25 protein-coding genes are annotated in these 22,980 nt (G+C 60.8%); 10 read left to right on the top strand and 15 right to left on the bottom strand.

Annotation, left to right across the window (positions count from 1 at the left end):
- Positions 1-38 precede the first annotated feature (38 nt).
- Genes F2S13_RS07445 through F2S13_RS07435 form a run of 3 tightly spaced genes read right to left on the bottom strand, consistent with a single transcriptional unit; the run spans position 39 to position 2,348 of the window.
- Positions 39-602: a peptidylprolyl isomerase gene (locus F2S13_RS07445; RefSeq protein WP_166359829.1), complete on the bottom strand. Its 564-nt coding sequence runs from the start codon at positions 600-602 to the stop codon at positions 39-41.
- 4 nt (positions 603-606) lie between these two features.
- Positions 607-1,410 (bottom strand): alpha/beta fold hydrolase, encoded by an 804-nt coding sequence (locus tag F2S13_RS07440; protein WP_166359828.1) that lies wholly within the window; start codon positions 1,408-1,410, stop codon positions 607-609.
- A 14-nt stretch (positions 1,411-1,424) separates the two neighbouring features.
- Entirely contained in the window at positions 1,425-2,348 is a 924-nt protein-coding gene (locus F2S13_RS07435; protein ID WP_166359827.1) for a PA3225 family LysR-type transcriptional regulator, read from the bottom strand.
- Positions 2,349-2,397: 49 nt separating this feature from the next.
- On the opposite strand from F2S13_RS07435, the gene F2S13_RS07430 reads away from it, so the two are divergent.
- The 3 genes from F2S13_RS07430 (at position 2,398) to F2S13_RS07420 (ending at position 4,545) form a co-directional block, all read left to right on the top strand.
- Positions 2,398-2,712 carry a 3-phosphoglycerate kinase gene (locus F2S13_RS07430; RefSeq protein WP_166359826.1) on the top strand — a complete coding sequence of 105 codons (315 nt, stop codon included), beginning with the start codon at positions 2,398-2,400 and terminating at the stop codon, positions 2,710-2,712.
- Positions 2,713-2,878: 166 nt separating this feature from the next.
- The gene (locus tag F2S13_RS07425) at positions 2,879-3,478 is read left to right on the top strand and encodes an FMN-dependent NADH-azoreductase (RefSeq protein ID WP_166359825.1); all 600 of its coding nucleotides are present in this window, start codon (positions 2,879-2,881) and stop codon (positions 3,476-3,478) included.
- Between the two features lie 185 nt (positions 3,479-3,663).
- The gene (locus F2S13_RS07420) at positions 3,664-4,545 is read left to right on the top strand and encodes a carboxylate/amino acid/amine transporter (RefSeq protein ID WP_166359824.1); all 882 of its coding nucleotides are present in this window, start codon (positions 3,664-3,666) and stop codon (positions 4,543-4,545) included.
- Here the strand turns inward: F2S13_RS07420 and F2S13_RS07415 are convergent.
- Entirely contained in the window at positions 4,483-5,784 is a 1,302-nt protein-coding gene (locus F2S13_RS07415; RefSeq protein ID WP_166359823.1) for a mechanosensitive ion channel family protein, read from the bottom strand. The genes F2S13_RS07420 and F2S13_RS07415 overlap by 63 nt on opposite strands.
- A 204-nt stretch (positions 5,785-5,988) precedes the next feature.
- On the opposite strand from F2S13_RS07415, the gene F2S13_RS07410 reads away from it, so the two are divergent.
- A complete protein-coding gene (locus F2S13_RS07410; RefSeq protein WP_166359822.1) occupies positions 5,989-7,332 on the top strand; it encodes a DEAD/DEAH box helicase in 1,344 nt (447 codons plus the stop codon).
- A gap of 142 nt (positions 7,333-7,474) precedes the next feature.
- Here F2S13_RS07410 and F2S13_RS07405 read toward each other — a convergent pair whose 3' ends face one another.
- Both F2S13_RS07405 and F2S13_RS07400 read right to left on the bottom strand, forming a co-directional pair.
- Positions 7,475-7,759 (bottom strand): hypothetical protein, encoded by a 285-nt coding sequence (locus F2S13_RS07405; protein ID WP_166359821.1) that lies wholly within the window; start codon positions 7,757-7,759, stop codon positions 7,475-7,477.
- Positions 7,760-7,833: 74 nt separating this feature from the next.
- Positions 7,834-8,115 (bottom strand): hypothetical protein, encoded by a 282-nt coding sequence (locus F2S13_RS07400; protein ID WP_166359820.1) that lies wholly within the window; start codon positions 8,113-8,115, stop codon positions 7,834-7,836.
- Between the two features lie 122 nt (positions 8,116-8,237).
- On the opposite strand from F2S13_RS07400, the gene F2S13_RS07395 reads away from it, so the two are divergent.
- Positions 8,238-8,630, top strand: coding sequence for a transcriptional regulator (locus F2S13_RS07395; RefSeq protein WP_166359819.1), 393 nt, complete (start codon positions 8,238-8,240; stop codon positions 8,628-8,630).
- Here F2S13_RS07395 and F2S13_RS07390 read toward each other — a convergent pair.
- Positions 8,552-9,754, bottom strand: a complete 1,203-nt coding sequence (locus F2S13_RS07390) for a YbfB/YjiJ family MFS transporter (RefSeq protein WP_166359818.1) — start codon at positions 9,752-9,754, stop codon at positions 8,552-8,554. The two genes, F2S13_RS07395 and F2S13_RS07390, sit on opposite strands and share 79 nt — an antisense overlap.
- 103 nt (positions 9,755-9,857) lie before the next feature.
- Here F2S13_RS07390 and ptrR point away from each other — a divergent pair, with 103 nt between their 5' ends.
- Both ptrR and F2S13_RS29695 read left to right on the top strand, forming a co-directional pair.
- Entirely contained in the window at positions 9,858-10,754 is an 897-nt protein-coding gene (gene ptrR, locus F2S13_RS07385; RefSeq protein WP_166359817.1) for a putrescine utilization regulator PtrR, read from the top strand.
- 125 nt (positions 10,755-10,879) lie between these two features.
- Positions 10,880-11,005, top strand: a complete 126-nt coding sequence (locus tag F2S13_RS29695; RefSeq protein WP_343047364.1) for a PA1414 family protein — start codon at positions 10,880-10,882, stop codon at positions 11,003-11,005.
- A gap of 34 nt (positions 11,006-11,039) precedes the next feature.
- On the opposite strand, the gene F2S13_RS07380 is transcribed toward F2S13_RS29695, so the two are convergent.
- From F2S13_RS07380 to speB, 6 genes are all read right to left on the bottom strand, one after another.
- Complete coding sequence (locus tag F2S13_RS07380; protein WP_166359816.1) at positions 11,040-11,762, bottom strand: MBL fold metallo-hydrolase; 723 nt, start codon at positions 11,760-11,762, stop codon at positions 11,040-11,042.
- Between the two features lie 21 nt (positions 11,763-11,783).
- On the bottom strand, positions 11,784-12,035 hold the full coding sequence (locus F2S13_RS07375) for an acyl carrier protein (protein ID WP_166359815.1): 252 nt from the start codon (positions 12,033-12,035) through the stop codon (positions 11,784-11,786).
- A 75-nt stretch (positions 12,036-12,110) separates the two neighbouring features.
- Complete coding sequence (locus F2S13_RS07370; RefSeq protein WP_166359814.1) at positions 12,111-13,490, bottom strand: sodium:solute symporter family protein; 1,380 nt, start codon at positions 13,488-13,490, stop codon at positions 12,111-12,113.
- Positions 13,491-13,577: 87 nt separating this feature from the next.
- The gene (locus tag F2S13_RS07365) at positions 13,578-15,089 is read right to left on the bottom strand and encodes a purine-cytosine permease family protein (protein WP_166359813.1); all 1,512 of its coding nucleotides are present in this window, start codon (positions 15,087-15,089) and stop codon (positions 13,578-13,580) included.
- 55 nt (positions 15,090-15,144) lie between these two features.
- Complete coding sequence (locus F2S13_RS07360; RefSeq protein WP_166359812.1) at positions 15,145-15,552, bottom strand: YybH family protein; 408 nt, start codon at positions 15,550-15,552, stop codon at positions 15,145-15,147.
- A gap of 9 nt (positions 15,553-15,561) precedes the next feature.
- Positions 15,562-16,512, bottom strand: coding sequence for an agmatinase (speB, locus tag F2S13_RS07355; protein WP_166359811.1), 951 nt, complete (start codon positions 16,510-16,512; stop codon positions 15,562-15,564).
- A 222-nt stretch (positions 16,513-16,734) separates the two neighbouring features.
- Here speB and F2S13_RS07350 point away from each other — a divergent pair, with 222 nt between their 5' ends.
- The 3 genes from F2S13_RS07350 (at position 16,735) to F2S13_RS07340 (ending at position 19,344) form a co-directional block, all read left to right on the top strand.
- Positions 16,735-17,628 (top strand): LysR family transcriptional regulator, encoded by an 894-nt coding sequence (locus F2S13_RS07350; RefSeq protein WP_166359810.1) that lies wholly within the window; start codon positions 16,735-16,737, stop codon positions 17,626-17,628.
- A gap of 190 nt (positions 17,629-17,818) precedes the next feature.
- Complete coding sequence (locus F2S13_RS07345; RefSeq protein ID WP_166359809.1) at positions 17,819-18,613, top strand: carbohydrate binding domain-containing protein; 795 nt, start codon at positions 17,819-17,821, stop codon at positions 18,611-18,613.
- A gap of 125 nt (positions 18,614-18,738) precedes the next feature.
- The gene (locus F2S13_RS07340) at positions 18,739-19,344 is read left to right on the top strand and encodes a tRNA-uridine aminocarboxypropyltransferase (protein WP_166359808.1); all 606 of its coding nucleotides are present in this window, start codon (positions 18,739-18,741) and stop codon (positions 19,342-19,344) included.
- A 112-nt stretch (positions 19,345-19,456) separates the two neighbouring features.
- Here F2S13_RS07340 and F2S13_RS07335 read toward each other — a convergent pair whose 3' ends face one another.
- Complete coding sequence (locus F2S13_RS07335) at positions 19,457-20,812, bottom strand: HlyD family type I secretion periplasmic adaptor subunit (protein WP_166359807.1); 1,356 nt, start codon at positions 20,810-20,812, stop codon at positions 19,457-19,459.
- An 11-nt stretch (positions 20,813-20,823) separates the two neighbouring features.
- Positions 20,824-22,965 (bottom strand): type I secretion system permease/ATPase, encoded by a 2,142-nt coding sequence (locus F2S13_RS07330; RefSeq protein ID WP_166360169.1) that lies wholly within the window; start codon positions 22,963-22,965, stop codon positions 20,824-20,826.
- Positions 22,966-22,980 lie beyond the last annotated feature (15 nt).

Genomic DNA, 22,980 nt, shown 5'->3' with positions numbered 1-22,980 from the left:
CCGGGCCTTGCCGGTTACCAATGCCTTCAGGTCAGCGCTCAATCCATGCGCTTGGCTGACTTTATCAGGATTGGGTCGACAGGTACGTTTTGCATGCCTTGTTTGTTTGTGGTTTGCGCATTGACGATCTGATCGACCACGTCCATGCCTTTCACGACCTTGGCGAATACGGCGTAGCCCGCGTCGCGGCCCGGGTCGAGAAAATCGTTGTCTTTGACGTTGATGAAAAATTGGCTGGTCGCCGAGTTCGGGTCGTTGGTGCGTGCCATCGACAGGGTCCCGCGCACGTTGTGCAAACCGTTGCTGGCTTCATTCTTGATCGGATCTTTTGTTTCCTTTTGCTGCATCTGCGCCGTAAAGCCGCCACCCTGCGCCATGAACCCCGGAATCACCCGGTGGAAGATGGTGTTGGTGTAGAAGCCGTTGTCCACATACTCAAGGAAGTTCTTGGTAGTGACCGGTGCCTTGACCGGGTCCAGCTCGATTTCGATCTGGCCCATACTGGTGTCCAGCATGACGTGGGGGGCTTTGTCCGGGGTGGCCGCCATCAGGCTGGTTGCAAACATGACGGAGCCGGCAGCGAGAAGGATTTTCTTCAGCATAGGTTCAATGATCCTTGGGTTTGGTTTCGACCGCAGCCAGAAACTGCAGCAGGGTTTGGTTGAAACTTTGCGGTTGATCCAGTGGGGTAGCGTGCCGCGAATCGGCGATAACCGCCAGATGGGCGTTCGGGATCAATGCGGTGTACTGCTCTTTCAGGGCGACCGGGGTGTAATCGCGGTCGGCACTGATGATCAGGGTAGGACAGGTGATGCGCGACAATCGTTCCTGCACGCCCCAGCCGACGATGGCGTCGAAACTGGCGGCGTAGGCGCGCTTGTCGTTCCGGGCCCAGCGCTCGGCCATTGTGCGCCGCAGTTCAGCCTGACCTGGCTTGGGGAACAGCTTCGCCCCCAGCGCCTTGCCGACGGTGGCCGGGCTCAGCAGTCGCGCCAGGGCCCAGCGCTTGGCCCATTGCAGGTAGTCGTCGGCGCTTTTGAGCTTGACCTGGGGCGCGCTGTTGACGATGCACAGGCTGCGCAGCAGGGCCGGTTGATCCACGGCGGTCTGGAAACCGATCATGCCACCCATCGACAGCCCGACCAGGTGGACCGGCGCCAGGTTCAAGTGTTCCAGCAGGGCGATCAGATCGGCGCTGAAGCCGGCGATGCTGTAGCGTTCGCGTGGCTTGTCGGAGCGACCGTGGCCGCGCACGTCGGTGACGATGACCCGGTAATGTTCGGCCAGCGCCGGGATCTGGTACTCCCAGTCCTGGCAACTTGAACCCAGCCCGTGAACCAGCACGAGCGGGTCGCCCTGGCCGTATTCCTCATAGTGCAGCGAGCATCCATCGTGTTCGAAATAGGCCATCGGTGACGTACCTGTCAGGCTTGTTGAGGGGCCGCGAAGGGGGTATCCAGCGGCGCGGTGTCGAAAGTGCGCAGCAACTCGATGAGTATCTGAGTGGCCGGGCCCAGTGGTTTATCCTTGTTGGAGTACAGATAGCACATCGGGTGACGGCTGCCGCCCTGTTCCAGCGGCAACGGTTTGAGCACGCCTTCGTGCAGCTCTCGTTCGATCAGGTGGCGCGGCAGCCAGGCAAAGCCCAGGCCGCTGCTGACGAAGCTGGCGGCGGTCGCCAGGCTGCCGACCGTCCAGCGTTGCTCGGCGCCCAGCCAACCGACGTCCCGTGGCTGGTGGCGGCCGGAGTCGCGAATCACCACCTGCAACTGACTTTCCAGGTCCTGGAAGCTCAATTCACGTTGCAAACGGTGCAGGGCATGTTCGGGGTGCGCCACGGCGACGAATTCGACGGTGCTCAATTCGGTGCCCAGGTAGCCGGGAATATTGAAGCCGCTGATGGCCAGGTCCGCGACGCCTTCTTGCAGCACTTCCTCGACGCCCGACAGCACTTCCTCGCGCAGGCGCACCCGGCAGCCGCGGCTCTGCGGCATGAACGCGGTCAGTGCCCGGACCAGGCGGGCGGTGGGATAGGCGGCATCCACCACCAGGCGCACTTCGGCTTCCCAGCCTTGCTCCATATGATGGGCCAGGTCTTCGAGCTGGCTGGCCTGCTTGACCAGTTGTCGCGAACGGCGCAACAGCACGCCGCCGGCTTCGGTCAGCACCGCCTTGCGCCCATCGATGCGCAGCAGCGGTACACCCAGTTGATCCTGCATGCGCGCCACGGTGTAGCTGACCGAGGATTGCGAACGGTGCAGCGCTTCGGCGGCCTGGGCGAAGCCGCCGTGATCGACGACCGCCTGCAATGTTCTCCATTGATCCAGGGTAACGCGCGGCGCTTTCATCATCGCCTCCTCTTGTCCTAAGCTGGCAGCCCCCCATGGAGACTGCCGTATGAATAAGTGTTGTGTGGTATTGCTGGCGCTGTTGCCGATGGCTGCCTTTGCCTACCCTATCGATGTCGAGAAGTCGCTCGATGGCGTGAAAATCGACTACACCACCTACGATACCTATGGCGACATGGGGTCGATCACCGTGAACAACTATGGTGACGTGGCCGCCCAGTGCAAGGTCGTCTTTGCCAATGGACCGGAGGCGCCGCGCACTCGCCGGGTGCAGATTCCCGCGAAACAGAGCAAGGATGTCACCGCCAAATTCAACCGCGGCATCATCAAACTGCGCATCAACCTGGACTGCAAACCGGCCTGACACCCCATCGGAAACGACCTGGCAGGCCTGTCTGTCAGGTTAGAGCATCGCTCCGATAAAACAACTTATTTGATAGATTGTACCTGTTTTTTGCGCTTTTTAATCGATTGGCCCCTCAGTAATCTTCACTCCATCGACTTACCCCACCCCCGATGGAGTTAACCCAATGTCCCGTGTCCTGATCATCGAAAGCAGCGCCCGCCAGCAAGACTCGATCTCGCGGCAGTTGACCCAGCAATTCATCAGCCAATGGCAGGCCGCGCACCCGGCCGACCAGATCACTGTGCGTGACCTGGCCGTCAACCCGGTACCGCACCTGGACGCCAATCTGCTCGGTGGCTGGATGAAGCCGGCGGAACAGCGCAGCGCCTCTGAACTGCAAGCATTGCAACGCTCCAACGAGCTGACCGACGAAGTCCTGGCCGCCGATGTCCTGGTACTGGCTGCACCGATGTACAACTTCGCCATCCCCAGCACCCTCAAGGCCTGGCTGGACCATGTCCTGCGTGCCGGCGTGACCTTCAAGTACACCGAAACCGGCCCGCAGGGCCTGCTCACCGGCAAGCGCGCCTACGTCCTGACCGCCCGTGGCGGCATCTACGCCGGCAGCCCCAGCGATCACCAGGAACCCTACCTGCGTCAGGTGATGGGCTTCATCGGGATCCATGATGTGAGCTTCATCCATGCCGAGGGGCTGAACATGGGTGGTGATTTCCATGAGAAGGGGTTGAATCGGGCCAGGGAATTGCTGGCGGATGTGGCCTGAAGCACTGCGGTGACCCAAATCGCTGGCAAGCCAGCTCCCACAGAGATGATCGTCGCCCACAGAATTGTGGTCTGACTCTGATCCCCTGTGGGAGCTGGCTTGCCAGCGATAAAGGCCGCAGGCCTTTCAGTTGCCCCCTTCGCCCCAAACCGCTAAGGTCCCCGCCATTCAGGCAAGGGGCACACATGGGCTATCTACTGGTTGTCACATTCATTCAGGCGTTTTCCTTCAGCCTGATCGGCGAATACCTGGCCGGTCACGTCGACAGTTACTTCGCGGTGCTGGTCCGGGTACTGCTGGCAGGGCTGGTGTTCCTGCCACTGACCCGCTGGCGCCAGGTCGAGCCGCGCTTCATGCGCTCGATGCTGCTGATCGGAGCGCTGCAGTTCGGCATTACGTACGTGTGCCTATACCTGAGCTTCCGGGTACTGACGGTGCCGGAAGTGCTGCTGTTCACCATTCTTACCCCCTTGCACGTGACCCTGATCGAAGATGCCCTGAACCGGCGTTTCAATCCCTGGGCACTGCTGGCGGCACTGGTGGCAGTGGCGGGGGCCGCGATCATTCGCTTCGACCGCATCAGTCCGGACTTCTTCATGGGCTTTTTGCTGCTGCAACTGGCCAACTTCACCTATGCCGCAGGCCAGGTGCTGTACAAGCATCTGGTGGCGCGCTACCCCAGTGACCTGCCGCACTACCGACGCTTTGGCTATTTCTATCTCGGCGCGCTGCTGGTGGTGCTGCCGGCGTTTCTGTTGTTCGGCAATACCCAGCATCTGCCGCAGACGTCCGTGCAGTGGGGCGTGCTGGGCTTTCTGGGGCTGTGTTCGACAGCGCTGGGGCTGTACTGGTGGAACAAGGGCGCCTGCCTGGTTTCAGGCGGCACCCTGGCGGTGATGAACAACCTGCATGTGCCCATCGGCCTGTTGCTCAACCTGCTGATCTGGAATCAGCACGAGCCATTGGGCCGGTTGTTCATTGGCGGGTTGATCATCCTGGCGTCCCTATGGATCAGTCGGCTCGGTAACGGGCGTGCGGCTTTGCTCGGCCAGAGGGGCGCGCAGTAAGCCTGCGCGCAGGTCGTTGCCGCTGGGCTGCTGGTAAAGGTTGAGACCGAACTCCGGCAGCACAGCCAACAGATAGTCGAAGATGTCGCCCTGGATCCGCTCGTACTCGGCCCACGCCGTGGTGCGGGTAAAGCAGTAGATCTCCAGCGGCACGCCCTGGGCAGTGGCCTGCATCTGGCGGACCATGCAGGTCATGTTCGGCTGGATCTCCGGGTTGCTCTTCAGGTATGCCAGTGCATAGGCGCGAAAGGTGCCGATATTGGTCAGGCGCCGGCGGTTGGCCGACAGTTTGGCGACGCTGCCCTGGGCTTCGTTCCAGCTCTGCAATTCGGCTTTTTTTCGGGTTATATAGTCGGTCAGCAGGTGCACTCGGGACAGTGTGAGCTCTTCATCGTCCTGCAGGAAGCGCACGCTGCCGGCGTCGATGAACAGGCTGCGCTTGATCCGTCGGCCACCGGCCTGCTGCATGCCACGCCAGTTCTTGAATGACTCGGACATCAGGCGCCAGGTGGGAATCGAGACGATGGTCTTGTCGAAATTCTGCACCTTGACCGTGTGCAGGGTGATATCCACCACGTCGCCGTCGGCGCCGACCTGGGGCATCTCGATCCAGTCGCCGACGCGCAGCATGTCGTTGCTGGTCAATTGCACGCTGGCGACGAACGACAGCAGGGTGTCCTTGTAGACCAGCAGGATCACCGCCGACATCGCACCGAGCCCCGACAGCAGCAACAGCGGCGAGCGGTTGATCAGGGTGGCGACGATAATGATGGTGCCGAAGATATAAATCACCATCTTGGCCAGTTGCACATAGCCCTTGATCGAGCGGGTGCGGGCGTGACGGGTGCGCGCATAGATATCCAGCAGGGCGTTGAGCAGGGCACTCACCGCCAGGAGCAGGAACAGAATGCTGATCGACAGCGCCAGGTTGCCGAGAAACCGGCTGCTTTTGGCGCTCAGCTCCGGGACCAGGTTGAGGCCGAACTGCACCATCAGCGAGGGGACCATTTGCGCCAGGCGGTGGAATACCTTGTTGTGCAGCAGGTCGTCGAGCCAGTGCAGGGCCGGTTGCTTCGACAGCAGCTTGATCCCGTGCAGGATCAGATAGCGCGCCACGCGACCCAGCGTCAGGGCAAGGGCCACCAGGACAATGAGGCCAATCCCGGCGTGCAGCATGGGCTGTTTATCCAGTGCGCCGAAGCTGTCCATAACACTGAGCCATAACGCTTGAGTATCCATGTGTGGATCCCGTATTCCCGAAGAGAACAAGAGCCGATTAGAGCCCAAAGGCCGGCCAAAAAGCCAACCGGGCGAGGCTGAAGAGACTTTTCACCGCAGTTTTTCAGACCAATATGACGATAAAGGCGTAAAGAAATTCGGCTAAGGCGCCGGAAACCGTTACGCTATGCAGTTGAATTTATGTACTTCGCCGAGGTAACACCCGTGTTTTCCCAATTCGCCCTGCACGAACGCCTGCTCAAAGCCGTGGCCGAGCTTAAATTTGTCGAGCCAACCCCGGTCCAGGTAGCGGCTCTTCCGCTGGCGCTGCAGGGGCGTGACCTGCGGGTGACGGCACAGACCGGCAGTGGCAAGACCGCCGCTTTTGTTCTGCCGATCCTCAACCGCCTGATCGGTCCGGCCAAGGTCCGCGTGACCATTCGCGCACTGATCCTGCTGCCGACCCGTGAACTGGCCCAGCAAACCCTCAAGGAAGTCGAGCGGTTTTCCCAGTTCACCTTCATCAAGTCCGGCCTGATCACCGGCGGTGAAGACTTCAAGGTGCAGGCCGCGATGCTGCGCAAGGTACCGGATATCCTTATTGGCACCCCGGGTCGCCTGCTCGAGCACCTCAACGCCGGTACCCTGGACCTGAACGAAGTCGAAGTGCTGGTGCTCGATGAAGCCGACCGCATGCTCGACATGGGCTTTGCCGAAGACGTTCAGCGCCTATGCGACGAAAGCAAGAACCGTCAGCAGACCCTGCTGTTCTCCGCCACCACCGGTGGTGCCGGCTTGCGCGAGATGATCGGCAAGGTGCTGAACAACCCCGAGCACCTGTTAATCAACAGCGTCAGCCAGCTGAACGAAGGCACCCGCCAGCAGATCATCACCGCTGACCACAACGTTCACAAAGAGCAGATCCTCAATTGGCTGTTGGCCAACGAGACGTACCAGAAGGCGATCGTCTTCACCAACACCCGGGCCATGGCCGACCGCCTCTACGGGCGCCTGGTGGCGCAGGAATACAAGGCCTTCGTCCTGCACGGCGACAAGGACCAGAAGGACCGCAAGCTGGCCATCGACCGCCTCAAGCAGGGTGGCGTGAAGATCCTGGTGGCGACCGATGTCGCCGCGCGCGGGCTGGATGTGGACGGCCTGGACCTGGTGATCAACTTCGAAATGCCACGCAGCGGCGACGAGTATGTACACCGTATCGGTCGTACCGGTCGGGCAGGCAATGAAGGCCTTGCCATCTCGCTGATCACCCATGGCGACTGGAACCTGATGTCGAGCATCGAGCGCTATCTCAAGCAGCGTTTCGAGCGTCGCGTCATCAAGGAAGTCAAAGGCACCTATAGCGGTCCGAAGAAGGTCAAGGCGTCGGGCAAGGCTGTCGGTGTGAAGAAGAAAAAGACCGACAAGAAGACCGACAAGAAAGCCGCCGCCAAGACCCCGACCAAGCGCAAGAGCGCCAACCGTCCGAAGTCGGACGCCCCGGCACTGGTCAGCCAGGACGGCATGGCGCCGCTCAAGCGCCGCAAGCCGACGGCTCCGGCTGCTGAATAAGGTTTAGTGGTGGTACTGAAAACCCGGACTTGTTCCGGGTTTTTTGTTGGCTGCGGGGGGCCTCATCGCTGGCAAGCCAGCTCCCACAGTGGATCTGCGTGCACCGATCTCTGTGGGAGCGGGCTTGCCCGCGATAGGGCCCTCAATACCCCGCACCACCCGTCTTGGTGGCCGCCGTCTGTAGCTCCTGCAGCCGCTTGTCGATCAACTGGCACTTGTCCGGCAGGTCCTTGCTGGCGAGGTCGAGCTTCATTCCCCTCAAACCGTCGTTTATTTCCTTGGCTTTCGCCGGATTCTGCGCAGTCAGTTGCAGCACTTCCTTGGCCAGTTGCTCGCGCTTCTCGGTGGCTTCCTCCAGATCGCAGGCCCAACTTGGCAGGGACAAAAACAAGGTGGCGGCAGCAGTGATGCTCAACAGTGTTTTCATGTCCGGCCTCGCTCTGGTGGGTTCATCGGCTGTCACCAAAGTATGGCAAAGGTTCAAGCATTCATTAGACCGAATTAGCCTGAATTTTCAGCCTTGTGCGACGCCGTTTTGAGCTCTTCAAGGCGTTTGTCAATTAACTGGCACTTGTCCGGAAGATCCTTGCTGGCGGTGTCCAGTTTCATGCCCTGCAGCTCAGCGTTGATCTCCTTGGCCTTGGCCGGGTTCTGCTCGGTGAGCTTCTGCACTTCCTTGGCCAGTTGCTCGCGCTTCTCTGTGGCCTCTTCGAGGGTGCAGGCCCAGCTTGGCAGGGCGAACAGCAGGGTGGCGGCGGCGGTGATATTCAGCAGCTTTTTCATGTGCGGCCTCGTTCCGGTGGTGTTATTGGTTGAGGGGCGAGGCAGGGCAAAAGTTCAGCGCTGAACGGCTGTCACGGGTACGGGTCACAACCTGTGTACGCCACTGATGGAGGTTGAAGCGGATGACCACTTACGACTGGGATTTCATCGAGTGCCTGCTCCACGAAGTGCAGAACGGTGCCGGGCACAGTTTCAAGCCCAGAGCCTATGCCGAACAATATATGGCCGAGAAAGCCGCCCGGGGCGAACAGCCTTGCAATCTCGATCATTTGAAGACGCTCGCCGATGAGTATGAAAAGTTGCTGCTCAATCGTGGCTATATCGAACCGCGTCCGGAAGCACAGGGTGGCAACGGGGAAAATTTTGTGCTGACGCCGCGCGGGTCAAGCCTGCTCAGCCTGATCAACAGCAGTATCCCGGGCAATGACCACCCCCGTCAGGTGCTCGATGAACAGCTCGATGCGCTGGATACCGCGACATTTGATAGCGTTGCGGGTCTGGCACAGATTGCCTGAGGTCGCAACGCACCTGCCAGCACCAGGCCGCTGCCGGCAATGATCAGCGCCGGCTGCAGGCTGCCACTGAACTGATTGCTCAGGGCGGCCAGCAGCGGGCCGCTGAGCTGGCCAATGGCAAAACAGGCCGTCAGCATGCCGGCATTGCGTTGGGCGGCCTGGGGCGCGAGTTCCCGGGAGCGCTGCATGACCAGTTGCATGCAGGCCAGAAATGGCGTGCCACAGAGGATCACGCCCAGCGCCAGGCCGGCGCCGCCCGGCAACAGGCAGGCGAACACGCCCGCCGCTTGCAGCCACAAGGTCGCCGCCAGCCACTTCGGCGTGGTACGCGGGTCGGGCTTGCGCAGGCTGACCAATACCACACCAGTCGCGGCCGCCAGGCCAAAGCAGGGCCAGAACAGATCGGCCAGCCAGTGGCCGTGAAAGCGTGCACTGGCCATCTGTGACATGAAGGTGGCCGGGATGATGTAGCCGATACCGTACAAGGCATAGATCAAGCCGAGCCTGGCGATACCCCGGGTGGAGTTGCCACCTGGCGTGCTGTGTAGGACTGGCGCCGGGGCGTCGGAGGGTGCCGGCAGAATCGGCAGGATTGGCAGCAACATCAGCAGGGCAGCCGCGGCATAGATCAGCCACAAGGTGGCCGAGCCTTGTCCGAGCAGGTTTGCGCCCAGGGCCAGCAGGCCGGTCAGGAAGATCCCCAGCCCGGGACCGGCAAACACCAGTGCTCCCAGGCGTGGACGCCCGCTGCCGGCCGCCACTTGCTGGCTGAGGCTGGTGATCATGACCAGGACCCAAGCGCTGGCGACGCCAGTACCGAAGCGCAACAGCAGGTGCGACCAGAAGCCGTGGGCCCAGAACGACGCCAGGGTCAACACGACGCATAGCCACAGGCCGCCATACAGGCGCAGGCGTACCTGCCCCGGGCGACGGGCGAACATGCCATCCAGCGCGCCGACGAAATAGCCCAGGTAATTGGCCGCGGCAATGATACCGGCAGCGCTCAGGCCTATCTGGCCCTCACTGAGCAAGTGCGGCAGTTGCGGCGTCAGGGCAAAGCGGCCGATGCCCATGGCCATCATCAAGGCAATAAAACTGGCGAGAAGGCGCAGCAGTGGCGACATGATCGGAATTCCTGCGAAGTAGCGATGACCGTCAGGCTAAAACCAATTGACTTTCAATTAAAATGAATAATTATGAGTTACTTGTTCATTTTTGGAGAAGAGCTTGGAATTCAGCCAACTGCGTATCTTTCAGGCGGTCGCCCAGGAAGGTTCGATTACCAAAGCCGCCGAACGGTTGCATCGGGTGCCGTCGAACCTGTCGACCCGGCTCAAGCAGCTTGAAGACCAGCTAGGTGTCGAACTCTTCCTGCGTGAGCGGCAACGCTTGCAGCTCTCTCCGGCGGGCAAGGTGCTGCTCGACTATGCCGTTCGGCTGTTCGCCCTGCACGATGAGGCCCATGCGGCGGTGCAGGGTGGTCAACCGGCCGGGGATTTCGTGCTCGGCACCATGTACAGCACGGCGGCGATCCATCTGCCGGCACTGTTGGCCAGATATCACAAGGCGTATCCGGCAGTGAACCTGCAGGTGCAGGCCGGGCCCAGTGGCGAGTTGCTCGAGGGCTTGCTCAGCGGGCGCCTGGATGCGGCGCTGGTGGACGGTCCGCTGCAGCTGGCCGGGCTCGATGGCGTGCCGTTGTGCAATGAGGAACTGGTGCTGATCAGCGAAGCCGATCACCCGCCGGTGCGTAGTGCCCGGGATGTCGAAGGGCGTGCAGTATTCACGTTTCGCCAGGGTTGCGCCTACCGTATGCGCCTGGAAGCCTGGTACGCCCATGATCATGCGGCCATGGGCCGGGTGATGGAGATCGAGTCGTATCCGAGTATGCTGGCCTGTGTGATCGCAGGTTCCGGCGTGGCGCTGATGTCGGCGTCGATGCTGGCCAGCCTGCCGGGGCGCGAAAGCGTCGCGGTGCATCCGCTGCAGCCGCCGTTCGACCAGGCCACGACCTGGCTGATGTGGCGCAAGAGTATGGTCGGCGCCAACCTGAACGCCTGGATCGAGTTGCAGCAGGCCGGCCGGCCTGCACTTGAATCTGAGCTTGAAGCAGCCAGCGCTTGACCGAAATCAACACTGCGGCTATTAGCCGCGCTCAAGGGCATGCGTAATCCATGACTTGGGGCTATGATCAATTTGAAGCGACGAATAGAACACGCGTCGCTCGGAATGACCCTTAAGGGGGCTTTATGAACGACAGACTGTACAACTGGCTTCACGATCTGGCCGTAGCGCTGGGCTTGATACCACCACCGCTACAGCCGGTACCGATTCCGACAGACGAGGAAAAACGTCGACGTCAGCCACGCAGGTAAGATCCAGTCCCTTTGACCGGCGCAACGGCTGTACTCAATGCGAGCGCAGCCAGGCGTCGATCATTTCGCGCAGGCGCTCCCCGGAAAAGCTCGGGAAGTGCCCGCCATGCACTGTACGAACGGGTAGCTCGCGCAAGCGCTCAAGGCTTGAGGCGTAGTCGTGCAGGTTCGAGTGATAAGCGTCTTCGATCAGCGGTCCGTCATAGATGATGTCGCCACTGAACAAGGTGCCGGTGGCTTGCTCCCACAGGCTGATGCCGCCCGGCGAATGGCCTGGCGTATGCAGCACTTGCAGCACTCGATTTCCCAGGTCCAGTACATCCCCTTCTTCTATCAGGCGCGTGGCCGGAGCGGCCTTCACCTGATATTCGGCATAGCACAACGGGCAATCCGGGTGCGCTTCGAACATGTCGTCGCCGACAAAGGCCCGCGACAGGGTGTTGTCGCCATTCGGGGCGCCGAGAATGTCCGCTTCATTGGGGTGAACCAGCCGTTCGGCAAATTCATGGTGACCGGCAATATGGTCGAAATGGCAATGGCTGGCCACGGCGAGCAAGGGGCGTTCGGTCAACCAGGGCAACTGCTCGCGCAAGCTGACCAGGCCTGAGCCGCTATCGACCAGCACATCGCGTTCCCGGCCCTGTATATGCCAGAGGTTGCAGCGGTAGAAGGGGCGGATGTACGGCTCGTGAATCAGGCGCACTCCATCACTCAAGGTTTTGACTTCAAACCATTGATCGCGGCTGACGATCTTCATAGGGGGCATCATTGGGGGCCCTTAGTGGCAGGAGAGTTGTTGCAGGAAGCGGCTCAAGTCGTTGGCCGTGACGGCGCTGTCGAGCAGCTGGTCTTCTTCGCGGGTGGAAGCCGTCAAACCGAATTCATCTTCCAGGCGAAAGACCAATTCCTCGATATCGCTCCTGTCCAGGCCCAGGGCCTGCAAGCTGACATCGTCATCGAACGGGAGGGCGTTGCCAAGATAGCAGGCGATGAAGTCGTGAACGGTTTTGCTGACATGTGACCTGTTCATGATCCTCCCTAGCCGGACGATCCCTCAAGGCCAAAAAACCGCTGCGCCAGAAAAGACGCAGCGGTTGAGGCAAGCTTAAGCCAGATTTGCAGCAGGGGCCGGCTGACGGGACAGAAGGCTGACCACGATAAAGCTGATCAGGCTTGCAGCCAGGCTGTAGTAGATCGGGGTGTTGGCTTCCAGGCCGTCGGTGAACATGAACACCAGAGCGACGATGAAACCCAGGGCCATGCTGCTGATAGCCCCGGCGGTGGTTGCGCGCTTCCAGAAAATGGCGCCTATCAGAGGCACCAGCATGCCGCCTACCAACAGGTTGTAAGCCAGAGTCAGGGCGCTGATCACGTCGCTGACGACCAGGGCGATGCCCAGTACGACGATGCCGGTCAGCAAGGTGAACAGACGGTTCAGCCCCAGGCTCGACTCTTTGCCGCCACGCAGTTTCGGCAGGAGGTCTTCGGTCAATACGGTGGAAGCAGCCAGCAGGCCGGCACTGGCGGTCGACATCATGGCGGCCAGGGCGGCAGCGATAACCAGGCCTCGGATGCCGTCAGGCAGAGCGGCTTTGGTGATAGCTGCGAAGGCGTTGTTGGCGTTTGCCAGGTCTGGCAGCAACACATGGGCAGCCATGCCGATCATGGCGCAAACCAGGCCGTAGATAATGCAGTAGATACCGGCGGTGGTGCCTGCGATCTTGGCGACGCGTTCAGTACGAGCGGTGAATACGCGCTGCCAGATGTCCTGGCCGATCAGGATCCCGAAGAAGTAGATCAGAAAGTAAGTGAGGATGGTGTCGTAGCCGATGGTGCTGAAGTTGAAGCTGCTGGCTGGCAGCTTGGCGACCAACTCGTCCCAACCGCCAACGCGGTACAGGCAGATCGGCAGCAGGACGAACATCAAGCCAACGGTCTGGATGACGAACTGGACGATGTCGGTCAGGGTCAGCGACCACATGCCGCCGATGGTCGAGTACAGCACGACCACGCCACCGCCGAGCACTACTGCAGCCCAGAACGGAATTTCGAACAGCACTTGCAGAACGGTACCGATGGCCAGGGTCGAGGTGACGCCAATCATCAGGGTGTAGGCGAGCATGATGATTGCACTGGCTTGACGGGCCAGCGGGTTATAACGCTTTTCCAGGACTTGGGTAACGGTGAAGACCTTAAGTTTCAGCAGTGGCTTGGCCAGTACCAGGTTCAGAGCAACTATGCCCAGACCCAGGGCAGCGCACAGCCAGAAGCCGGAAATGCCATGAACATAGCCCAGACGCACGGTACCCACGGTCGAAGCACCGCCCAGGACGGTGGCCGCCATGGTGCCCATGTACAGGCCTGGGCCCAGGTTACGACCGGCAACCAGGTAGTCTTCGTGGGATTTTGCGCGACGCATGCCAAACCAACCGAGCAATAGCATGCCGGCGGCATAGAGCATTACGACAAAAATATCTAGGGCCATCAAGGGTCTCCAATTGTCTTTCTTATGGCGAGATCGACCCCGGCCAAGGCAAGCCCTGGTCGAGATCGTTCATCAGGTCAGTTCAAGTCAGGCCGCGGATTGCAGGCCCGATTTACCAAGTGTTGTTGCGGTTTTGCTACGAGGATCGTTCGGTCCGTAAACGGCCGGCGACTCGGGAAACAGGCTCAGCAGTGCCAGGTAAACCAGTGCGGCCAGGCCCAGGGTCACCGGCAGGCTGATATCGATGCCTTGTGCCAGGTTGCCCAGGGGACCGACGAACTGCCCCGGCAGGTTGACGAACAGCAGGCCCACCAGTGCGCTCGGAATCCAGGCGCCCATGCCGCGCCAGTTCCAGCCGTGGGTGAACCAGTAGCGTCCGCCTTTTTCGCCGCGGGTGAAGACTTGCAGGTCGTCCGGGTGGTAGTAGCCGCGGCGAACCAGCAGGCCGATCAGCATGATCACCATCCACGGGGTGGTGCAGGTGATGATCAGCACGGCGAAGGTTGAAACGCTCTGCACCAGGTTGGCGGCAAAGCGCCCGATGAAGATGAACGCAATCGACATCACACCGATCAACAGGGTCGCCTTGACCCGCGACAGTACGCGCGGGAACACGCTGGACATGTCCAGGCCCGTGCCATACAGCGACGTGGTACCGGTCGACATGCCACCGATCACGGCAATCAGGCACACCGGCAGGAAGAACCAGGTGGGCGATACCGCCAGCAGGCCGCCGACATAGTTGTTGGCAGCGATGTAGTCCGGTGCCTGGATCGCCACGATGGTGGCGGTGGCCAGGCCGAACAGGAACGGCAACAGGGTGGCCAGTTGCGCCAGGATCACCGCCGACAGGATGCGGCCCTTGGGCGCCTCACGCGGAATATAGCGCGACCAGTCGCCGAGGAACGCACCGAACGAAATCGGGTTGCTCATGGCCACCAGTGCGGCACCGATGAAGGCGGCCCAGAAGCCTTCCTGACCGAGGCCCAGGGTACCGGCATAGTGCACGTCGAAGGGACCGGCGAAGGCGAAGATGCCCAGCAGGAACAGCACGCTGGCGCTCCACACCGCAACCTTGTTCACCCACAGCAGGAAGCGGAAGCCATAGATGCACACGGTCAATACCAGCACCGCGAACAAGCCATAGGCCAGGCCCAGGGTGAGGTCGGTTTCCGGCAGTCCGATCAGGCGCTTGGCGCCACCGATCAGGGCATCGCCCGAGCTCCATACCGACAGGGAGAAGAAGGCAATGGCCGTCAGCAGCGACAGGAACGAGCCGACGATACGGCCGTGCACGCCAAAGTGCGCGCCCGAAGACACAGCGTTGTTGGTGCCGTTGATCGGCCCGAACAGGCCCATGGGCGCCAGGATCAGCGCACCCACCAGCACGCCCAGCACGATCGCTGCGACGCCGGCCTGGAAAGACAGGCCGAACAGCACCGGAAAACTCCCCAATACCGCGGTGGCGAAGGTGTTGGCACCGCCGAAGATCATGCGAAACAGATCGATGGGACGCGCGTTACGCTCGTGGTCCGGGATCTGTTCGACCCCAAAGGTTTCAATCTTGCTAATGCTTTGTGCATTGTTGTTGTTATTCATGATCTGCTCCGATCATTTGTTGCGTTGCGCTCATGCGAGATGAACGCTTCGTTGGCTACGGGGTAGGCAGTGTTTGCGGTGCGGCGGACAGGTGTTCATGGCAGGCCAGCCATTGGCCTTGTTCGTGCCTGCGAAACACAATGGTTTCGCGTTCCTGGCTAAAGCACTGTTCCCCCTGCATGCGCAGCTCGGTGGCTACGTCATGGATAAAAATCGCCACGTCGCCTTGCAGGCTGACGAACGCGTTGCTCGAAATGCACGACAGCACTTCGAAGCCATCCTGCGAACGCCAGCTGTCCCACAACGCCTGGTAGGCATCGCGAGACAGCAGGGGCTGTTCGAGGGTGTAGAACACAAAGCTTGCATCGGCGCTGAAGGCGCCGAAGTAAGCTTCACGATCGTTGTTGGCGAAGGCCGTTACCAAGTCCCTGGCAGCCTGTAAAACCTGATCACGGTCGTTCATGGGTGCGCCTCAGCGATGGGTCACACCGGGCAGTACGCAGAGCATTTCGTACAGCAGGTTGGCGCCCAGCAGCGAGGTGTTGCCGGTGGTGTCGTACGGCGGCGAAACTTCGACCAGATCGCAACCGATCAGGTCCAGGCCCTGGCAGCCACGAACGATTTCGATCGCCTGGATGGTGGTCAGGCCACCGATTTCCGGGGTGCCGGTACCTGGGGCCCAGGCCGGGTCGATACCGTCGATGTCGAAGCTCAGGTAAACCGGGCCGCCGCCGACTTTTTCACGGACTTCAGCCATCAATGGCTCAAGGGATTTGTGCCAGCACTCTTCGGCCTGGACCACGCGGAAGCCCTGGTTGCGGCTCCAGTTGAAGTCTTCGGCGGTGTAGCCCTGGGCGCGCAGACCGATCTGCACGACACGGTCGCAGTCCAGCAGGCCTTCTTCTACCGCGCGGCGGAAGGTGGTGCCGTGGGCGATCTTCTCGCCGAACATGTGATCGTTGACGTCGGCGTGGGCATCGATGTGGACCAGGCCGATCTTGCCGTGCTTCTTGTGCAGTGCGCGCAGGATCGGCAGGGTGATGGTGTGGTCACCGCCCAGGGTCAGCGGGATGACGTTGTGCTCGACGATCTTGTCGTAGGCTTCTTCGATGATGCGCACGGCGTCGAGCAGGTTGAAGGTGTTGATCGCCACATCGCCGATGTCGGCAACCGACAGCGAGTCGAACGGTGCTGCGCCAGTGGCCATGTTGTACGGACGGATCATGACCGACTCGGCGCGGATCTGGCGCGGTCCGAAACGGGTGCCCGAGCGCAGCGAAGTACCGATGTCCAGGGGGATCCCGACAAAAGCAGCATCCAGACCGGCAGGGTCCTGCAGGTGTGGCAGGCGCATCATGGTCGCGATGCCGCCGAAGCGTGGCATTTCGTTACCGCCGAGTGGTTGGTGAAGAATCTTGTCCACGGCTAAGGCCTCATCGTTTGTTTTAGTTGTTTGAACCTGTCCAGCCGGTGTCGTTGAAACCGAAAAAGCGCTGGATAGGGCACATTGAGTGAAGTCTGCAAAAGGTAGTGCCTTTGTAGAATCGCTACAGGCAAATACTTAGTTCAGAATTTTCTAAACTATTGCGCTGGGAGCGTTTAGACTGGGCACTATCACTCTGTCCTGTGTTGTGCTGGAACCCCCATGGCCAATGCCTTACCCGACCTGAAACTGTTGCGCATCTTCGTCAGCGTGGTGCGCCACCAGGGCTTCGCCAATGCCCAACAGGAGCTCAACCTGTCGACATCGGCAATCAGTACTTATATGAGCCAGCTCGAGGCGAGCCTGGGCATCGTGCTGTGCCATCGCGGGCGCGGTGGCTTCAGTCTTACCAGCAAGGGCGAACTGTTCCACCAGGAAACCCTGCGCCTGATGGGCGAGATGGAGGGCTTCGAACAATATGCCGCCGCGCTCAAGGGCGAACTGCGCGGTACCCTCAACCTGGGCGTCATCGACTCCACCGTCAGCGACCGGGCCCTGCCATTTGCCGAGGCCATTGGCGCCTATAGCCAGGAACACCCGGCGGTGCACCTGCACCTGTCGGTCTCAAGCCCCTACGAATTGCAACTGGGGGTCCAGGACAACCGCCTGGACCTGGCCATCGGCGCCTTTTCCACGCGCATGAGCGGGCTGGTCTATCAGCCGCTGTACCGTGAGCAGCACTGGCTGTATTGCAGTAACCGGCATCCGCTGTACAACGAGCGGCGCATCCCCGAGCAAGTCATCACCCAGCAGCGCATGGTCGGCCGTGGCTACTGGAGCCAGGCCGAACTGGCCCGCCATGGCTTCAAGCACAGTGCTGCGACCGTGGAAAGTATGGAGGCGCAATTGATCCTGGTGCTCTCCGGGGCCTATATCGGTTACTTGCCTGAGCACTATGCCCAACCCTGGGCCGACAAGGGCGACCTGCGCGTGCTGTCGCCGGCGACGTTCGGTTACCAGGCACCGTTCTCGATGATCGTGCGTCGTGGTCGGAGTCGGGAGCCCTTGATCCAGACCTTTCGTGATCTGCTCAAGGCGCAGCTCAATACGTTGTAGGCCACTGACCGCCTATCAGATCTGCTAGCTAGACGCCCTTTCGCGCCGCTCCTAATGTTGCAACCAGCGCCTCAGGCACAGGCGGTGCCTGCAGGCTGCCCCTGATCATTTTTCTCCGGATTTCTGTCGATGCGCGTCATCGCCGGCGGGGGTTGTGCGTCCATCAACCGCGTATTTCGAGAGTAACTTCATGAATGACCAGCAACTGGCGCGAAAAGCCAAAGCAACCAATTTGATACTCAACGGTACATTTGACAACGGAACTACCGGCTGGAGTCCGGACGGGGCAACTTTTGAAAATCAACGCTGTAATCTCCCTGCACGAACCCCTAATACGTTTGCTTCTCACGCCACTCCCATTCGGGTTGAGCCGGGCGCCTTGTATCTGGTTACAGCTACCGCCTTTAGCACCTACGCACGGGAAGGGCGGATACAGCTTATTTTTTCCAGCGGATCACAGGAGGCTTTTGTACTTATCGCCGGGCAGCAATATGAGCTGCAAACCACATTTCGCATTCCAGAAAATGTGAACTCTGTCGAATTTCGATTGTGGGGAGGGTCATCAGGCATGGCCTGGTTTGACAATGTCACCATGACGGTGATGGAAGAGTCGGAAGAGCTGCTCAAAAATCACAGTTTTACCGACCTCGGTGAGCATTGGCTTGCCAGCAACCCAAGCTACGATGGTGATGCCTGCATTTTTTCCTCCGCCCCACTCTTTGTGTCCCAGAGCGTCGACTCAGCAGGGCCAGGAACTTATACGTTAAAAGTTGATGTCACGACTCAGCCGCTGCAAAACGGACGCATTGTTGTACTCGCGGATGGCGCAGAGGTGCACAGTCGTGACTACAATGGCCCCGGTGAGTATGAGTCGACATTTCCTGTAGCCGCGGACGTTACAAAAATCGAAGTCAGGTTGATGCGCACTGCCACCGGTACCACTGAATTTAAATTCAACAGCGTATCGCTCAAGCGCTCCGGTTGATGTTCCTGGCTTGATCCCGCGATTAAAACAGCAGTCTGCCTGCCGGTAGACTGCTGTCATTCGGTACTACAAAGGGGCAGAAGCGGGGTGGCGTCCTGTGGCAGACTTGACCATCAGGAGACGCCATGACGCACCCCAGAATACAGTGCAGCCGCTGCCTGCGCCCTGCAGCCCATTGTCTGTGCCCGCTTATCCCTCTGCTGGACAGCCGCACGCGCGTATTGCTGCTGCAGCATCCCAGTGAAGTCAATCACGCCTTGAACACTGCCCGGCTTGCGGCCCTTGGCTTGCGCAATGCCGAGTTGCGGGTGGGGGAGGTGTTCGATGATCTGCCAGCCTTGTTGAATCAGCCGGGCTATCAGGCACGCCTGTTGTTTCCCGGTGACGATGCGCAGGCGCTGACGGCCTATACGGCGCAGGCCGAAAGTTTGCCGTTGCTGCTGGTGGTGCCGGATGGCACCTGGCGCAAGGCGCGCAAACTGTTGCATGTGAATCCGCAGTTGGCTGCTTTGCCCAGGGTGACCCTTTCGCAAGCCTTGCCGTCGCGCTATCGCTTGCGCAAGGCGCCGGGGCCGGGGGCGCTGTCGACGGTGGAGGCGGTGGTGCAGGCGTTGGATGTGCTTGAGGCGCCGGCTTCGTTCGAGGCGTTGTTAAAGCCTTTCGATGCGTTGATCGAGGGGCAGATTGCGGCGATGGGGCAGGCGACGTATGAGCGCAATCATTTGCGGTGAATGACCGGGCCTCATCGCTGGCAAGCCAGCTCCCACAGAGATCGTGCTGCCCTTGCGATCACTGTGGGAGCTGGCTTGCCAGCGATAGGGCCCTCAAGAACCTCTACAAAACTCAACGTTCACGCAGCGCTTCAGTCCGCGCCTTCAACACCGGCTTGAGCAAATAATCCAGCACGCTCTTGTGCCCGGTAATGATATCCACCGTCGCCGTCATCCCCGGAATGATCAGCAACGGCTTGTTGTCACCGCCCAAGTGATTCTTATCCGTCCGCACCTGGATCAGGTAAAAGGCATTGCCCTTGTCGTCGGTCACCGTATCGGCGCTGATCAATTCCAGCTTGGCTTTCAGGCCGCCGTAGATGGTGTAGTCATAGGCGCTGAACTTGACCATGGCCGGCTGGCCGGGATGCAGGAAGGCGACGTCCTGGGGCCGGACCTTGGCCTCGATCAACAGGTTGTCTTCCAGTGGCACGATTTCCACCAGGTCGCTGCCGGGCTGGACCACGCCGCCGATGGTGTTGACCTTGAGCAGTTTGATGATGCCGTGCACCGGCGACACCACGGTGGTACGACTGACCCGGTCCTCGATGGCGATGCTGTTCGCGGTGATTTTCGAGAGGTCCGTACGTTTTTCGTTGAGTTCCTTGGCCGCTTCGGAACGGAAGACCAGCTCCGATTCGTCTATCTTGCTTTTGATTTCATTGATGGCCGCTTCAGCGCGTGGAATTGCCAGGCGGGTGGCATCCATCGAGCCGCGCACTTCCACGGCACTGCGTTTCAAGCGAAGAATTTCCACCGGTGAGATCGCCCCGGTCCCGACCAGGGGCGTCGACATGTTCAGCTCTTGCTGAATCAACCCGAGACTTGAGCGATATTGTTCTTGTTTGGAGCGAAACTCGGCAAGCTCCTGGGTTTTTTGCCGCAGTTGTTCATTGAGCGTGTTCTGCTCGCTGGCCAGGCGCCGTTGGCGGGATTGATAGAGGGCGCGCTCGTCCTCGGCGACTTGCGGCGCCTTGCTGCGGACCTCTTCGGATAACGCGAATGGGCGGCCTTCGGCTTCGGCCGACAGGCGTTCGACCTGGGCGGTGAGGGCGTAGCGGTCAGCTTCGCTCTCGCCCTTGTTGGACTGAAAGCGCGTGTCATCCAGGCGCAGCAGGGTATCGCCCTTGTTCACCATTTGCCCTTCGCGGACAAAGATTTCGGTGACGATGCCACCTTCAAGGTTCTGGATAACCTGCACCTTGCTCGAGGGGATAGCCTTGCCTTCGCCCATGGTGACCTCGTCGAGCACGGCGAATCTGGCCCACACCAACGCCGATATGATCAGGGCTGCAGAGAGCCAGACGGTGACACGTGAAAACCTGGGTGAATCCTCCAGGGCGGCACCGGCCACCTCGGGCATGAATTCGCTTTCGGCGGTTTTGCCGAAACTGTGCAGATAGCCGCGACGGCCAACACTTGCGGACATGTTCGCAACTCCTAGACTGCCGAGCCCACGAGGCCCTTGCGTAGTGCTTCGATAACCGCTTCTTTGGGGCCGTCGGCAACGATACGGCCGTTGTCCATGACCACCAGACGGTCGACCAGGCTGAGCATTGAAGTGCGGTGCGTGACCAGCAGCAGGGTCTTGCCCTGGACCCAGCCGTGCAGGCGCTGACGCAGCATGTCCTCGCTGCTGTTGTCCATGTGGCTGGTGGGTTCGTCGAGCAACATGATCGGCGGCTCCAGCAACATGGCCCGGGCCAGCAGCACGGCCTGGCGCTGACCGCCGGACAGCAGCTGGCCACGCTCGCCCACGGGGCGGTCGAAGCCCTGGGGATGCTGGCGCGCCAGTTCGCTGACGCCGGTCAGTTCGGCCACTTCGAGCATCCGCGCATCGCTGACGTAGCGGGCGCCCAGGGTCAGGTTGTCACGCAGGCTGCCAGCCAGCAGCGGCAAGTCGTGGGCGACATAGCCGATTTGATGGCGCAGGTCGGCGACATCCAATTGGCGCAGGTCCAGGCCATCGAGCAGGATCTGGCCTTCTTCGGGGGCATAGAAGCCCATGATCAACCGCGCCAGCGTGCTCTTGCCCGAGCCGCTGCGGCCGATGATGCCGATGCGCTCGCCCGGTTTCATGCTGAAGGCCAGGTTGTTCAAGGCCGGGGCGTTCTGCCCGGCATAGCGAAAACTGACGCGGCTGACTTCCACGGCACCTTGCAGTTGAGTGCGCTCCAGTGGCCGCTGGCGTGCCTCGCGCTCCTGGGGCAGGGCCATCAGTGCATCGGTGCTGCGCATGGTCAATTGCGCCTGCTGGTAGCGGGTGATCAAACCGGCGATCTGCCCCAAAGGCGCCAGTACGCGGCTGCCGAGCATGTAGGTGGCGACCAGGGCGCCGACGCTGAGGTTGCCGGCGATGATGCTGTAGACCCCGGCCACAATGGTGGCCATGCCACAGAACTGCTGTATGAACAGTGTGCCGTTGGTAGCCAGTGCCGAGAGGTTGCGGGCGTGGCTGTCGAGCCGGGTCAGCGCACCGTGGGTGGTTTCCCACTGGTATTGCCGCTCGCTTTCGGCGCTGCAGGCCTTGAGGGTTTCCAGGCCACCGAGGGTTTCGATCAACAGGGCCTGGCGGACGGCGCCAAGGCTCAGGCTTTTTTGCACCGTATCACGCAGGCGCAACTGGATGAGCATGGCGAAGAGGATGGTGACCGGGAAGGCAATCACCGGGATCACCACCAGCCAGCCGCCAAGCAGGCCGATTACCACCAGCATGAGCAGCGCGAACGGCAGGTCGATGATGCTGGTCAGGGTTACGGCGGTGAGAAACTCCCGCAGGCCCTGGAAGTCATGAATGCTTTGGGCAAAGCCACCGATGGTGGCGGGGCGGGCTTTCATGGCCATGCCGGTTATGCGTTCGAACAACGTGGCGGAAAGAATCAGGTCGGTCTTCTTGCCGGCCGTGTCGAGCAGGTGCGCACGCACTACACGCAGGAACAGTTCGAAGCAGGTACCGATCAGCAGCCCGATGGCCAGCACCCAAAGGGTCGAAGTGGCCTGGTTGGGCACCACGCGGTCATAGGTCTGCATCACGAACAATGGCACCATCAGGCCCAGCAGGTTGATCATCAGGCTGGCAAGAATGGCGTCACTGTAGAGCCAGCGGGACAGTTTCAGGGTGTCGCGAAACCACGCCTCGACCCGTGGCATCAGGGGCGAGCGCAAGTCTTCCAGTTCATGCCGAGGCCTGGCGAACAGGGCCTGGCCGCTATAGGCGGCAGCCAGTTCTTCGCGGCTGACCCATTGCTCGCCGCCTTCGGCTTCGCAGGGCAGGATCAGGGCCCGGCCATCGTCGCCCCAGCGCCTGAGTACCGCGCAGCGGCCGCCTTCAAGCAGCAACAGGACGGGCAGGTTGAGTGCAGAAATCGCATCAAGCTTGCGCCGCAGCAGCCGGGCTTGCAGGCCTGCGCGGGCCGCGGCGCGGGGCAAAAGCTCAAGGCTCAAGCGCTGCTGCGCCAGGGGCAAGCCGGCACTGAGGCTGGCCCGGCTGACCGTGCAACCGTGGAGCTTGCAGAGGATCAGAAGTCCATCGAGCAAAGGGTCGTCGAAGCTCTGGCGAGGATCGAACGCCGCGGATTGCATGCTAGTCAATTGGCT

It is taken from the genome of Pseudomonas akapageensis (assembly GCF_011355085.1).
Taxonomy (GTDB): domain Bacteria; phylum Pseudomonadota; class Gammaproteobacteria; order Pseudomonadales; family Pseudomonadaceae; genus Aquipseudomonas; species Aquipseudomonas akapageensis.
This window is presented reverse-complemented; position numbering and strand designations above follow the sequence as displayed.